The 12,578-nt window shown below is 69.9% G+C and carries 14 protein-coding genes; 9 read left to right on the forward strand and 5 right to left on the reverse strand.

Annotated elements, in window-relative coordinates; translation table 11 throughout:
* Position 1: 1 nt before the first annotated feature.
* Both hisD and M1L60_RS39475 read left to right on the forward strand, forming a co-directional pair.
* Positions 2-1,306 carry a histidinol dehydrogenase gene (gene hisD, locus M1L60_RS39470; protein WP_253242702.1) on the forward strand — a complete coding sequence of 435 codons (1,305 nt, stop codon included), beginning with the start codon at positions 2-4 and terminating at the stop codon, positions 1,304-1,306.
* A 9-nt stretch (positions 1,307-1,315) separates the two neighbouring features.
* Positions 1,316-2,305: an amidohydrolase family protein gene (locus M1L60_RS39475; protein ID WP_253242703.1), complete on the forward strand. Its 990-nt coding sequence runs from the start codon at positions 1,316-1,318 to the stop codon at positions 2,303-2,305.
* A gap of 164 nt (positions 2,306-2,469) precedes the next feature.
* Here the strand turns inward: M1L60_RS39475 and M1L60_RS39480 are convergent, their stop codons facing one another.
* Positions 2,470-3,078, reverse strand: a complete 609-nt coding sequence (locus M1L60_RS39480) for a hypothetical protein (protein WP_253242704.1) — start codon at positions 3,076-3,078, stop codon at positions 2,470-2,472.
* A 194-nt stretch (positions 3,079-3,272) separates the two neighbouring features.
* Here M1L60_RS39480 and M1L60_RS39485 point away from each other — a divergent pair, with 194 nt between their 5' ends.
* Positions 3,273-3,947, forward strand: coding sequence for a 4a-hydroxytetrahydrobiopterin dehydratase family protein (locus tag M1L60_RS39485; protein WP_253242705.1), 675 nt, complete (start codon positions 3,273-3,275; stop codon positions 3,945-3,947).
* A gap of 33 nt (positions 3,948-3,980) precedes the next feature.
* Here M1L60_RS39485 and M1L60_RS39490 read toward each other — a convergent pair whose 3' ends face one another.
* Entirely contained in the window at positions 3,981-4,922 is a 942-nt protein-coding gene (locus M1L60_RS39490; protein ID WP_253242706.1) for an SDR family NAD(P)-dependent oxidoreductase, read from the reverse strand.
* The gene (locus M1L60_RS39495; protein WP_253242707.1) at positions 4,919-5,614 is read right to left on the reverse strand and encodes a cyclase family protein; all 696 of its coding nucleotides are present in this window, start codon (positions 5,612-5,614) and stop codon (positions 4,919-4,921) included. Before M1L60_RS39495 ends, M1L60_RS39490 begins: the two co-directional genes overlap by 4 nt.
* Before the next feature lie 98 nt (positions 5,615-5,712).
* Here M1L60_RS39495 and M1L60_RS39500 point away from each other — a divergent pair, with 98 nt between their 5' ends.
* The 4 genes from M1L60_RS39500 (at position 5,713) to M1L60_RS39515 (ending at position 10,497) form a co-directional block, all read left to right on the forward strand.
* Positions 5,713-6,618 carry an NAD(P)-dependent oxidoreductase gene (locus tag M1L60_RS39500; protein ID WP_256518190.1) on the forward strand — a complete coding sequence of 302 codons (906 nt, stop codon included), beginning with the start codon at positions 5,713-5,715 and terminating at the stop codon, positions 6,616-6,618.
* 67 nt (positions 6,619-6,685) lie between these two features.
* Positions 6,686-7,102, forward strand: a complete 417-nt coding sequence (locus M1L60_RS39505) for a GlcG/HbpS family heme-binding protein (RefSeq protein ID WP_253242709.1) — start codon at positions 6,686-6,688, stop codon at positions 7,100-7,102.
* A gap of 277 nt (positions 7,103-7,379) precedes the next feature.
* Entirely contained in the window at positions 7,380-8,765 is a 1,386-nt protein-coding gene (locus tag M1L60_RS39510) for an IS701 family transposase (RefSeq protein ID WP_253242710.1), read from the forward strand.
* 187 nt (positions 8,766-8,952) lie between these two features.
* A complete protein-coding gene (locus tag M1L60_RS39515) occupies positions 8,953-10,497 on the forward strand; it encodes a carboxylesterase/lipase family protein (protein ID WP_253242711.1) in 1,545 nt (514 codons plus the stop codon).
* Here the strand turns inward: M1L60_RS39515 and M1L60_RS39520 are convergent.
* Positions 10,395-10,730, reverse strand: coding sequence for a YciI family protein (locus M1L60_RS39520; RefSeq protein WP_253242712.1), 336 nt, complete (start codon positions 10,728-10,730; stop codon positions 10,395-10,397). The two genes, M1L60_RS39515 and M1L60_RS39520, sit on opposite strands and share 103 nt — an antisense overlap.
* Before the next feature lie 53 nt (positions 10,731-10,783).
* Between M1L60_RS39520 and M1L60_RS39525 the strand changes: the two genes are divergently transcribed.
* Together M1L60_RS39525 and M1L60_RS39530 are read left to right on the forward strand one after the other, a co-directional pair.
* Positions 10,784-11,131 carry a GntR family transcriptional regulator gene (locus M1L60_RS39525; protein ID WP_253242713.1) on the forward strand — a complete coding sequence of 116 codons (348 nt, stop codon included), beginning with the start codon at positions 10,784-10,786 and terminating at the stop codon, positions 11,129-11,131.
* A gap of 19 nt (positions 11,132-11,150) precedes the next feature.
* Positions 11,151-11,627 carry a hypothetical protein gene (locus tag M1L60_RS39530; RefSeq protein ID WP_253242714.1) on the forward strand — a complete coding sequence of 159 codons (477 nt, stop codon included), beginning with the start codon at positions 11,151-11,153 and terminating at the stop codon, positions 11,625-11,627.
* Here the strand turns inward: M1L60_RS39530 and M1L60_RS39535 are convergent.
* Positions 11,604-12,557: a hypothetical protein gene (locus M1L60_RS39535; RefSeq protein WP_253242715.1), complete on the reverse strand. Its 954-nt coding sequence runs from the start codon at positions 12,555-12,557 to the stop codon at positions 11,604-11,606. The two genes, M1L60_RS39530 and M1L60_RS39535, sit on opposite strands and share 24 nt — an antisense overlap.
* Positions 12,558-12,578 lie beyond the last annotated feature (21 nt).

Consider the following 12,578-nt stretch of genomic DNA (forward strand, 5'->3'; position numbering starts at 1 on the left):
CATGGCCGAGGTGCTCAAGCAGCCCGTGCCCGTGGCCGCGTCGGGTGGGCCGGACGTCTCCGCCGTCGTCCGCGAGGTCATTGCCGACGTACGAGCCAACGGTGACGACGCCGTCCGGAAGTACTCGCAGAAGTTCGACAACTGGTCGCCCTCGTCGTTCCGCCTGTCACCGGCGGAGATCGACAAGATCGTCTCCGCCGTACCGGACGGGGTCATCGACGACATCAAGGCGGTGCAGGCCAACGTTCGCCGGTTCGCCCGAGCCCAGCGCGACAGCGTGCACGATTTCGAGGTCGAGACCGAGCCCGGCGTCTTCCTCGGCCAGAAGAACCTGCCGATCGTGGCGGCCGGCGCGTACGTGCCCGGTGGGCGCTACCCGCTGACCGCGTCGGCCCATATGACCGTCGTAACGGCGAAGGTCGCGGGCGTGGAACGTGTGACAGCGTGCACGCCGCCGCTGCGAGGCGAAATTCCTCCGGCCACGATCGCCGCGCTGCACCTGGCCGGCGCCGACGAGATCTTCGTGCTCGGCGGCGTTCAGGCGGTGGCGGCGATGGCGCTCGGCACCGCGTCTCTTTCTCGGGTGGATCTCATTGCCGGACCGGGCAACGCCTACGTGGCCGAGGCCAAGCGGCAGCTGTTCGGCGAGGTCGGCATCGACCTGTTCGCCGGCCCGACCGAGATCCTGGTCGTCGCCGACGACAACGCCGACCCGTTCATCGTGGCCGTCGACCTGCTGAGCCAGGCCGAGCACGGGCCCGACTCGCCGGCCGTGCTCATCACGACGTCGTCATCCGTGGCGCAGCGGACGATCGAGCACATCGAGGCGATCCTGCCCGGCATGCCGACCGCCGACCTGGCCGGGCCGGCGTGGCGCGACCACGGTCAGGTGCACGTGGTGGACTCGTTGGACGAGGCGTACGCATTGGCCGACACCTTCGCCAGCGAGCACGTGCAGATTTTGACCGACAATCCACGCGAGGCGCTCGACCGGATGCGTCACTACGGGGCGCTCTTCCTCGGCGAGGGCACCTGTGTCTCGTACGGGGACAAGGTCATCGGCACCAACCACGTGCTGCCGACCCGGGGGGCGGCGCGCTACACCGGCGGTCTGTGGGTGGGCAAGTATCTGCGCACCGTGACCTATCAGGAGGTCACGTCGCAACCCGCCTCGGCTTCCTTGGGGGAGTTGTGCGGCCGCGCGGCGCGGGTCGAGCTCTTCGAGGGGCACGCCCGGTCCGGCGACGTCCGGGCCGCCAAGTACGGCGGCGCCCCACTGCCCTGGTCCCCACTCGCCTCTCTCTGAAGGACATTCATGCGCACCATCGACATTCACGGCCACGTGATCCTGCCCGACACGCTGCCGCTGACCGCAGGGTTGATGTCACCCGAGATGGACCCGTTCACCTACTACGGCGGCGACGAGACCAACACCTACCAGGTCGAACACGTCCGCGAGATCATGCCGCAGGCCACCGACCCGCTGCGGCGCATCGCCGACCTGGACCGGATGGGCATCGACGTGCAGGCCATCTCGGTCGCGCCGGCCGGCTACTTCTACTGGACCGACCCGGCCCTGGGTCTGTCGCTGGCCCAGATGCAGAACGACAACCTGTCGAAGATCGTGGCCGACCACGCGGACCGCTTCGTCGGCCTGGCCACCGTCCCGATGCAGGACGTCGACGCGGCAGTCCAGGAACTCGAACGCTGCGTACGCGAGTACGACTTCCGCGGCGTCGAGATCAACACGAACGTCATGGGCCTGGACCTCGACGACCGGCGGTTCCGCCCGTTCTTCGCCAAAGCCGAGCAACTGGATGTAGTCGTCATGCTGCACCCCAACGGCTTCACCGGCGGCGAGCGCTTCCGCAAGTACTACTTGACCAACGTGATCGGCAACCCACTCGATACGACGGTCGCGCTGACAAAGATCATCCACGGCGGCGTCCTCGAGGAGCACCCGGGCCTGAAGCTCGTGGCAGTGCACGGCGGCGGCTACCTCCCGTTCTATTCGTCCCGCATGGACCACGCGTACGAGCTACGCCCCGAGGGCCGCCACCACATCAGCCGCCCGCCGTCGGAGTACCTGAAGCAGATCTACGTCGACTGCCTGGTCTTCGACGCCCCCCACCTGGAGTTCCTGGTCCAGCAGATGGGCGCCGACCACGTGGTGATCGGCACCGACTACCCGTTCGACATGGGCCACTACGACCCCCTCGACCAGATCGCCACCGCCCGCCTCGACGAGCCGATCCGCAACGCCATCCGCGGCGAAACGGCCGCCAAGCTGCTCAAACTCACCTGACGGCCACGCCCGCCGCCGGCCTCACAGGCGGCGGCGGGCCTGGCCGGGTTGTCGAGACGGCAGCCACGCTGATCTGGCGGTCGCGCCCGCCGTTGGCCTCAACGCCGGTGGCGGGCCGTTCCGCGGTGCTCGCTTTGATCTGACGGTGCCGCCCATGGCCGGCCTCACGGTCGGCGGCGGACACCCTCCGGGGTGTACGAGAACGAGTCGTGAAATCGGCCGGGCCGGTGCCGGACGGCGAGGACCACAGGTTCCGGCACAACACTGCGCGGATCCGCGCCCCGCGGCGTCTCGGCGGGGGCATTCCACAGATGGATGCAGATGAGCGCGGCGGCCGGGTCGGCCGTGGTGTACGCCAGTGTCTTCGGCCAGCTCGGGTTCGTACCACCGATCCACACCGACGGCCGACCGTAGGTTTCGAGCGCGTCGGTCAGCGTCCGGTCGGCTGCGGCCCACTGACCGATCGTGTCGGCCAGGTGCTGATACTCGCCCTCCGACAGGGAGCGGTCCAGGTCGAGCCAGCCGCAGCGGTGGGCAACCTCGGCATAGACGGATGCGGTGGCGTACCGCACTGCGTCGGACGGCAGCACAACACGAAACGCACCGCGAGCGCCCGTCGAGACGACAGCTCCCCGGTTCCTCAGCTCGTCGAATTCGGCCTGCCACCGCTCCAGACTGCCGTCGACGGCCGCCATGGCCTCCAGCAACAGACGCTCGGCCACCTCGTCCGGCCCGTACGAACCGGGCCGGCGCACCACATCGTTCACCCGCATCCGATGATGCTCATACGCCTCCACGACCAAGATCCTGCCAGCGCCCGCCATCCGTCCGGCTCGGGCCCACCCACCGAGCCTCGGATCCCGCCGGAACCCAGGTGTCGGCTCGTCGGATTGTCTGCTCGTCGGTCGGTCCGATGGTGGGTCAAGCCGGAAGTCGATCGTCCGGAATGCGGTCTACCGTGCTGACCATGGACATGCTCAGCGGGACGCAGATCGATGAAGCTCGGCTGGCCGACTGGCGGAAGCTCGGGCAGGGGTTGCACGCGCGCTACGCGGTCGACGGATTCGCGGCCGGTGCGCGGCTCGTCGCGGCGGCTGAGGCGGGTCTGGTCCCACGGGCGACGATCGGCGACGGATTCGTCGATCTCAAGCTGATCAGCGACGACGCGGTCTACCGTGACGACGACGGTAAAGAGCACATCGTCGAATGGGTGACCCAGCGCGACATCGACGCGGCCCGCCGGATCTCCGAGATCGCCACCGACCAGGGCGCAGTCGCCGACCCCTCGTCGATCACGACGATCGAACTGGCCCTCGATACTGCGTCGTCGGCCCGAGTGGCGCCGGTGTGGGCGGCGCTGCTGACCGGGAGCACCGACGCCCGCGGGCGCGGGACGATCGGCGACGACGTCCGCGACGCTTCGGGACGTGTGCCGATCCTGTGGTTCCAGGACACCGACGAGCACGAGACGCCGCGGCAGCGCTTCCACATCGACGTCTGGGTCGCGCCCGAAGTGGCCGAGCAGCGCATCGCCGCCGCCGTGGCCGCCGGCGGGGTCATCGTGGACGACAAGGAAGCGCCGTCCTTCACCGTCATCGCGGATCAGGACGGCAACAAGGCCTGCGTCTGTACGTCTGTATGACGATCGGCGTCCGTATGACTGTCGGACGGTCGGTCAGGGCGCGACCATGCCGGCCGAGAGATCGATGTCGGCCGCGCACAGGCCGGGCATGTGCAGCATGGCGACGACCGCGGCGGCCACCTCGTCCTCGGTGAGCATGCGGTGCAGGGCAGCCCGCGACACGAACGCTTCCTCGGCCTGCTCATAGGTGACGCCGGTTCGTTCGGCCTCGAGCGTGAAGTTGCGGGTCATGCGGGGGCCGTCGACCGGGCCGGGGGAGAGCGAGTTGACCGAGACACCGGCCGGGCCGACCTCGTAGGCCAGCGTGCGGGTCAGGCCGATCACCGCCATCTTGCTGGCTGTATAGGGCGTACGGCGGATCAGTGGCCGCTTACCACTGACGGAGGCCACGTTGATGACGTCGCCCGCGCCACGCTCGACCATGCCCGGCAGGAAGGCCCGGCACATCAGGTAGGTGCCGCGCACGTTGACCGCGAACACGTCGTCCCACTCGTCCGGCTCGATGTCGACCAGCGCCGCCACCGGCCCGGGCACCCCCGCGTTGTTGACCAGGATCGACACCGTCTCCCCGGCCAGCTCAGCCGCCAGCGCGGCCACACTCGCCGGATCGGCCACGTCTGCGGCCACCGCGCGAACGGCCCCGGAGGCCTCCTCAGCGACGGCTTCGAGCCGCTCCAGCGTGCGCCCGACGGCCACCACGCTGGCGCCCCGCGCGGCCAGGGCCAGCGTGATCGCCCGCCCGAGCCCGTTCCCGGCCCCGGTCACCACAGCCGTACGGCCACCCACCCGATCCCCGACCACCGACGCGCCGCCGACGGCCGTCAGGTTGCCGGCGGCAGGGGCGTTGCCGCTGGCCGTCCGGGCCTCGGCAACCGTCGTGGCGCGGCCGGTCGTCTGGTTGCCTGCGGTGGTGGCGGTGCTGGTGGCTGTCCGGTCGCTGGGATCGGCGCCGGGGACGGTGGGCGGGGTGGTCACGCCGGCTCGTCGAGCATGGCGACGGCGCGGGTCGGGCCGCCGTGGGCGCCGATCACCTTGAGGGGGAAGCCGGCGAAGGTGAACCGCTTGCCGATCAGCTGGTCGAGGTTGGTCAGGTTCTCGTAGTGGGTGATGTGGTGGCGGCGGCACATCATGTGGCACGGGTACGACTTGCTGGTCGGGTTGTCGGGGGTCGGGCTGTCGACGCCGAAGGTCTTCACGCCGTGTTCGACGATCCACTCGCTGCCGGTCTCGCCCAGGCCCGGGAAGTCGGTGAGGTACTTGGCCTGACCGGCGTGCCGGCCGTGGGTTCCGGTGTGCAGCAGCAAGATGTCGCCTGGCTCGACGGTCACGCCGTGGGCCTCCTGGGCCGCGTCCAGATGTTCGGCCGTGATGTCCTGGTGGGCCTCGACGTGCGACACGTCGAGGCAGACGGCCGGGCCGTAGAACAGGTCGAGCGACATCTGGTCGATGGTCTGCGCCGACGGGTCGGGGTCGAGGTGCGAGAACGAGTCGACGTGGGTCGGCCCGTTGTCGTTCATCATGAAACCCTTGGTCTGGAACGAGAAGCCGCCCACGAAGCGCAGTGCCGTCTCCTCGTGCGACGCGTGGTCGAACACCACCGTCTTCAGATGCCCGGGATAGACCTGCATGCCTTGGTAGATGTCCTGTGACAGGTCGACGAGGCGCACGGCGACTCTCCTTCCGCTCGGAGGCTCGGATAGGCCGAACTGTATGACCGGCATACGTCCCAGGGACTCCCGTCGACCAGCAGTTCCGCGCCCCGGCACTGACGGCTCACGACAGCCGCACGACGGTCCGACGGTCCTACCGTGGCCGGATGACGACAGTGACGACGGTCGGGGTGGTCGGTCTCGGCATCATGGGATCGGCGATCAGCGGCCACCTGCTCGACGCCGGCTTCGACGTGACCGGCACCGACGTGTCCGACGACGCGATGAGGGAGTTCCGGGGTCGCCCGGCCGCCGACCTGGCCACGCTGGCCCGCGAGTCCTCGGTCGTGATCACCTCGCTGCCGTCGGCCGAGGCCGCCCTGCAGGTCTGTGCCGAACTCGCCTCGGAGGGCCTGGTGGTTGTCGACACCTCCACGCTATCCCTCGCTGTGAAGGAAAAGTGCCGCGCGTTGGTGGCCTCCGCGGGCGGCGAGCTGCTGGACTGCCCGATCAGCGGCACCGGGGCTCAGGCCAAGGTCCGCGACCTGGTCGTGCTGGGCAGCGGCGACGAGGCGGCGTTCGCGACGGCCCGGCCCGTGCTCGAGGCGTTCGCGCGCTCGGTGCGCCACCTCGGCCCGTTCGGCGACGGCACCCGCATGAAGCTGGTGGCCAACTTGCTCGTCTCCATCCACAACGCGTCCACCGCCGAGGCCTTCGCGCTCGGCGTCGCGGCCGGCCTCGACCCGACCGTCCTCTACGAGACGGTCCGCGACGGCGCCGGCGGCTCGGTGATCTTCGACAAGCGCGGCCCGCTGATGGTCCGGCGGTCATACAAACCAGCCACGGCCCGAGTATCGATGTTCCTCAAGGACGTCGCCCTGGTACAGGAACTGGCCGACTCGGTAGGTGTCCGCACGCCAGTCCTGGACGCGACGCTGCCCCTCTACGAACGAGCAGCCGAATCCGGCTGGGCCGACGCCGACGCCGCCGCCCTGCTCGAAGTCCTCGAGGAGAAGCGATGATCCAAGGCGGATTTGCTGGGGGAGTAGCAATGACGCGGGCCGCCCGCACCGCCCTGGACGAGAAGCCATGACCGCGCTGACCCTGGGTCGAGCCGATGCGCTGGCTGACGGCACGCTGCGCCACGCGCGGGCGATCGACGCCGCGCCCCTGGCGGTGGTGGTGCTCGACGCGGGCGGTCACCCGGTGGTCGTCAAACGTGAGGACGGCGCCGGCATCCTGCGCGTCGAGATCGCCACGGCCAAGGCGTACGGGGCTCTGGGCATGGGCTTGTCGTCCCGTGAGATAGCCGAACGGGCCGAACGTCAGCCCGCCTTCTTCACCTCGCTCGCCGCCGTGACCGGCGGTCGTCTGGCCCCGGCCGCCGGCGGCCTCCTCATCCGCGACCCCGAAGGCGCGGTCATCGGCGCGATCGGCGTCAGCGGCGACACCTCCGACGTGGACGAGGCCTGCGCGTCCGCTGCACTCGCGATCGAAGGTGAGTAGGCCCGGCATCGCAGCGCATCGCGACCCGAGGGTGTGGTAATCCGCTACCAGTGCCGCCGGCAACCGCCCATGCTCCGCCCGAAACACGACGACGAGGCAGAGGAGCGCACCCGAACCGCTCTGTCGACGAGATGGTGACCCCGAGGGCGCCGTTCAACGCCGACACATGCGATGCAAACGTTCAGCCGCTTACGCGATGAGGGCCTAGTAGGACTTTGTTAGGTCGTTGTGGCGTGTTGCTTGTGGCCGGTCGTGTGATGGTGGTTGGCTGCCCGGTGTGGATGAGGGCGGGTTGGAGCAGGTCCGGGTGCAGCTCCAGGAGTTCGCTGCTGAGATGTTCGCCGGGCTGCGGCGCATCGATCAGCGGGAGACCGGGGTTCGGTATCTGCGTGGGTTGATGCTGGACGGTGCGCGTAAGTCGATGCAGCCGATGGCTGCCCGTCTCGGCGTTGATCACCAGCAGCTGCAACAGTTTCTGACCTCGTCGACGTGGGACGTGACCGGTGTCCGGCGCCGGGCTGCGACGGCGGCGGTCAGCTTGATCGAGCCGCGGGTGTGGGTGGTCGACGACACCGGCTTCGCCAAAGACGGCCCGGCGTCGGCGTGTGTGGCCCGGCAGTACTCCGGAACCCTCGGCAAGGTCGGCAACTGCCAGATCGCGGTCAGTGTCCACGCCGCGACCGACGCGGCGTCGGCGGTGCTGGACTGGCGTTTGTTCGTCCCGGAATCCTGGGACGAGACGTGTGTGCCCGACGAGGCGGGCAAGGTCACCAACATTCACGCCAAACGCCTGCGACGGCAGCCGGTCACCCTCGACGAGGCCGGCAAGAAGAAGCCACACCTGCGCAAAGAAGTCCCTCGAGAGCAGCGGATCACGCAGATCCTGTCCCGTCGGGCGGCCTCGAAGATCCCGGACGAGGAACGTTACCGGCCGAAATGGCTGATGGCCCTGGAGATGATCGACGAACTGGCCGACTGGCAACTGCATCCGCCGCTGCTGACTGCCGATGCCGGATACGGACAGGTCGCCGAGTTCCGGCAGGGCCTCACCGACCGTGGCATCAGCTTCATCGTGGCGACCACCTCGACCACCACCGTCCAGCCCGGTGACGCCGAACCTGCCCCGGTCGCCTATGCCGGAGTCGGGAAATATCCCACCCCGCGTTACCCGGATCCGGCCCGCACCATCAAAGACCTCGCCCTCGAACACGGCCCCGACCAGGCCGCACCGGTGCACTGGCGGGAACGCCTGCCCGCAACCGAGGCCGGCGACCGGCCCGCCGGCACCCTGTCCGGGCACTTCTTCGCCCTTCGCGTCCGGCCCGCGGGCCGGACCGTCCGTGAAGGTCTGCCACCGGCCGACGACGGGGTCCTGCCCGACTGCTGGCTCCTCGTGCAATGGCCACCCGGCGACACCGAGCCCAGCGACTACTGGCTGTCCGACCTACCCGCCGACACCACCCTCACCAACCTGGTCCACCTGGCGAAAAGCCGCTGGCGCATCGAACACGACTACCGCGAACTGAAGACCGGCCTCGGCCTCGACCACTTCGAAGGCCGCTCCTGGATCGGCTGGCACCGCCACGTCACCCTCGCCACCACCGCCCAGCTGTTCCTCACCCAGCTACGGCTCACCGACCCAAAAGCCCCAGGGCAGCCCTGAGCCTCTACGCCGTCCTACGGCACCTGCAATACCAACTCGCCACCTGGCTCGGGTTCTGCCCACACTGCCACCAACCCGTCCCCACCTAACAAAGTCCTACTAGTGGGCCGGTCTTCAGCGCTCTGAACGGCCCCTGAACCGGCGTAAATGGTTGGCGCGGGGCGGCCAGTTACGTGACGATGCCGCCATGTCGACGACGGCGGCTGAGGTGCGGGTGGTGGCGGGGACGGTGCGCGGCATCCGGGAGCCCGGCGTTGCGGTGTTCCGCGGGATTCCGTACGCGGCGCCACCGGTGGGGCCGGGGCGGTTCGCCGTGCCGCGTCCGGCGGAGAGCTGGGACGGAGTGCGCCCGGCGCTGACATTCGGGCCCGCTGCGCCGCAGAGCGGCGGCCCGGATGGCTCGTCCGGCGACTGGCTCACGGTCAACGTCTGGTCGCCCGACCTCGACGCCGCGGCGAAGCTCCCCGTGATGGTGTGGATTCACGGCGGCGCCTATGTGATCGGGGCGTCGAGCCGGCCCGAGTTCGACGGCGCCCGCCTCGCCCGTGACGGCCGGGTCGTGCTGGTCAGCTTCAACTACCGCCTCGGCGTCGAGGGCTTCGCCCACATCGCGGGCGCGCCCGACAACCGTGGCCTGCTCGATCAGGTGGCCGCGCTGGAGTGGGTGCGCGACAACATCACCGGCTTCGGCGGCGACCCCGGCCGGTTGACCGTCTTCGGCGAGTCCGCCGGCGGCGGCTCCGTGGCCGCCCTGCTGGCCATGCCCCGGGCGTCGGGCCTGTTCCACCGGGCCATAGCCCAGAGCGTGCCCGGCCCTTTCCTCACGCCCACGGTCGCGGCCGAGATCGGCCAAGCCTGCGCCGCCGAGCTCGGTTCAACCGCGACCACCGCCGACCTGGCCGACGCCGACCCGGAGCTGCTGGTGGCCGCCGGCGAGGTCCTGACCGCCGCCACCGCCGGGAAAGTGGGCCCCTGGGGTCCGGCCGCATACCGCTCGATCCTGTTCGCACCGGTGGTCGACGGCGAGACACTCCCGCTCGATCCGTGGCAGGCCCTCAGTAACGGCGCCGCGCGGGATGTCGCTCTCATCGCCGGTCACACCCGTGACGAGCAGCGTCTGTTCACCGCCTTGGACGGGCGGCTGGGCCGGATCACCGACGACGAGGCGGCGACCGCCCTCGACCTCTTCGCCCCCGGCCCCGACGGTGCCCGGCGCTACCGCGACGCCTATCCGGACGCCGATGCCGAGCGGCTGTACGAGATCGTGCAGTCCGACTGGCTCTTCCGCATGCCGTCCGTCCACCTCGCCGACGCGCACGTCGCCGGTGGCGGCCGCGCCCACGTGTACGAGCTGACCTGGCCGGCCCCCGGACTGGGCGCCTGTCACGGCCTCGACGTCCCGCTCGTGTTCGGCAACCTGACCGGCAACCAGCCCGCGCTCCTGCTGGGCGACGAGGGCGACGAGCCCGCCGCCGCCGCGGTGTCGGAGCAGATGCGTACGGCCTGGACCGCCTTCGCCACGCACGGGGACCCCGGATGGCCCGCCTACACCGCCGCCGACCGCCTCACCCGGATCTTCGACGTTCCCGGCACCGTCACCGCGTACCCGGAAAGCTCTTCGCACTCGATCTACGTAAGGATCGGTCGCACCTCGACCCACCCGTCGTCGACCGGCACCATGCGGCCGATCCAGACGGCGTGGTCGAGGTCGGACGCTTCCACGATGAAGTAGCCGGCCAACGCGGGTGCGGGCGGTGAGACCTCGCCCAGCGCGTTGTCGCGAATGGCCACGCCGGTCGACGGCGGCCGCAGGGCGTGCCCGGAGACGATCTGCCCGCCCGTCTCGGCGATCTGCCGCCGCAGGTGCAGGTGGGCCTCGAGGACGGTCGGGGAGGCGGCCGCGGCGCTCGCGGGCACCTCGCGCTCGTAGATGAGAAGCATGAACTGCGGGAGGGACGCGCTCACGAACACCTCGATACTTGCGACGACGCCAAAATGGTGCTGATAATGCTAGCACTATGAGGTGGACAGTCGATCATTCGTCGCGCGAGTTGCTACAGCATCAGATCGCGGGGTGCGTCCGGCAGGGCGTGGCCACGGGCGAGCTGGCGGTGGGGGAGCAGTTGCCGCCCGCGGCCGAGCTGGCCGAGGCCCTGTCGGTCGACCGCAACACGGTGCTGGCCGCCTATCGGCAGCTGCGCGACGAGAACCTGCTCGAGTTCCGCCGGGGCCGTGGCGCGCGGGTGGCGTCGGCCGTCACCGAGCCGGCCCCGGTCACCGAGGCCGCGCAGAGCCTGGTCGCCGTGGCCCGCGAGCACGGGCTCGGCCGCCGCGACCTGATCCGTCTCATCGAGAAACTGACCTGAGCAGCGGAAGGACGATCCCATGACCGCAGCCGCATTCCCCGGCCCGGGCCGGCACACGATCTATACCGGGCAGGCCACCAACTGGCCGTTCGTGCTGGTGAGCGCGGCGGTGGCCGTGCCCCTGCCGATCCTGGGCAACGGTGACTACGGCGCGGCCGCGCTCTTCATCGCCGTCGTCGTGCTGGTCAACGTTTTGACGGCGGCCAGCATCCGTACGGCCGCCGGCCCCAACGGCGTGTCCGTGCGCTTCGGCCTGGCCGGGTGGCCGCGCCGCACCTATCGGCTCGACCGGATCGAGCGGGCCGAGGTGATCGACGTCCCGCCGCTGCATGTGGCCTGGGGCTTCTGGTGGACGCCGAGCCGCACTTGCTACACCGTGCGCTCCGGCCCGACGCTGCGACTGACCCTGCGTACGGGCCGGACGGTGACCATCACCGTGCCCGACCCGCACGCCGCCGTGACCGCGATCGAGTCAGGGCGTCGCCGCCGCGACTAGCTCCTGATAGGCGGCCACACCATCGGGGTCGAGGTAGCCACCCGCCGGCGCGGAGGTCGCACCGAGATACCAGTTGTCCAATTGCCAGTACGAGATGATGCGGAAATTGCGGGCCGTGAGCCAGGTCCGCGAGGCGCGGATGGCCGGCCCCCGGGAAGCGCGCGTCCCCTGGTCGTCGTCGATGCCCCACTCGGGCAGGGTCAGCGGCCGGCCGAGGCTCGCGAAAGCGTTGTACCAGCGGGTCATCCGCGGGTCGAGGCCCACGCTGACCGGGTCGTCCGGCTCGCTGCCCCGCGTGCTGGCCTGCCAGTAGAGGTCGAAACCGTAAGCGTCGGCCGAGGCGGCTGGAACGATCCAGTCCCGAATTTCATTGTCGCCGCCGGTGCCGTTGTTGGTGACCCGGCTCGAGCCCGGCCGCCACTGGTACGACATGTAGATGGGAACCACGTGGACCGCCGGGTTGACCGCTTTGGCGATCAGATGAACCCGCTGGAACGCGGCCACGAACTGCACGCCGGTCATGTCGTTCTCGGGTTCGTGGTTGTAGGTGAGATAGCTGTCGGCCGGCATCAGCGCGGCGATGTTCTGGATCTCGGTGTCGCAACTCCCGGCGGCCACGGCCCCCGGTGTGCAGGTCGTCTTGAACGAATACCACAAGATCGCGCCGTACGTGTTGTGGCAGCTCAACGCGTCGGCCGGCGGCAACTGACCGGCCGACGCGAAGACCCGCCGGATGCCCAGATTGCCGAGATGCGTGCGCTCGTCGAGGAACCCGGCGCAGGTGTTGCCGCTGCCGACCGTGTCGGCCGCGGAGGTCGTCGCCCCGACCGCGAGCGTGGGTATGGCGGCCTGGGCCGGAACGGAGGCGCCGGCGCCGACGAGCACGACCGCGACAACGGCGACAAATGATCGATAAAAGACACCCGACATGCCCTCACGGTATGGGGAGGC

It is taken from the genome of Paractinoplanes aksuensis, from assembly GCF_024137025.1.
Taxonomy (GTDB): domain Bacteria; phylum Actinomycetota; class Actinomycetes; order Mycobacteriales; family Micromonosporaceae; genus Actinoplanes; species Actinoplanes aksuensis.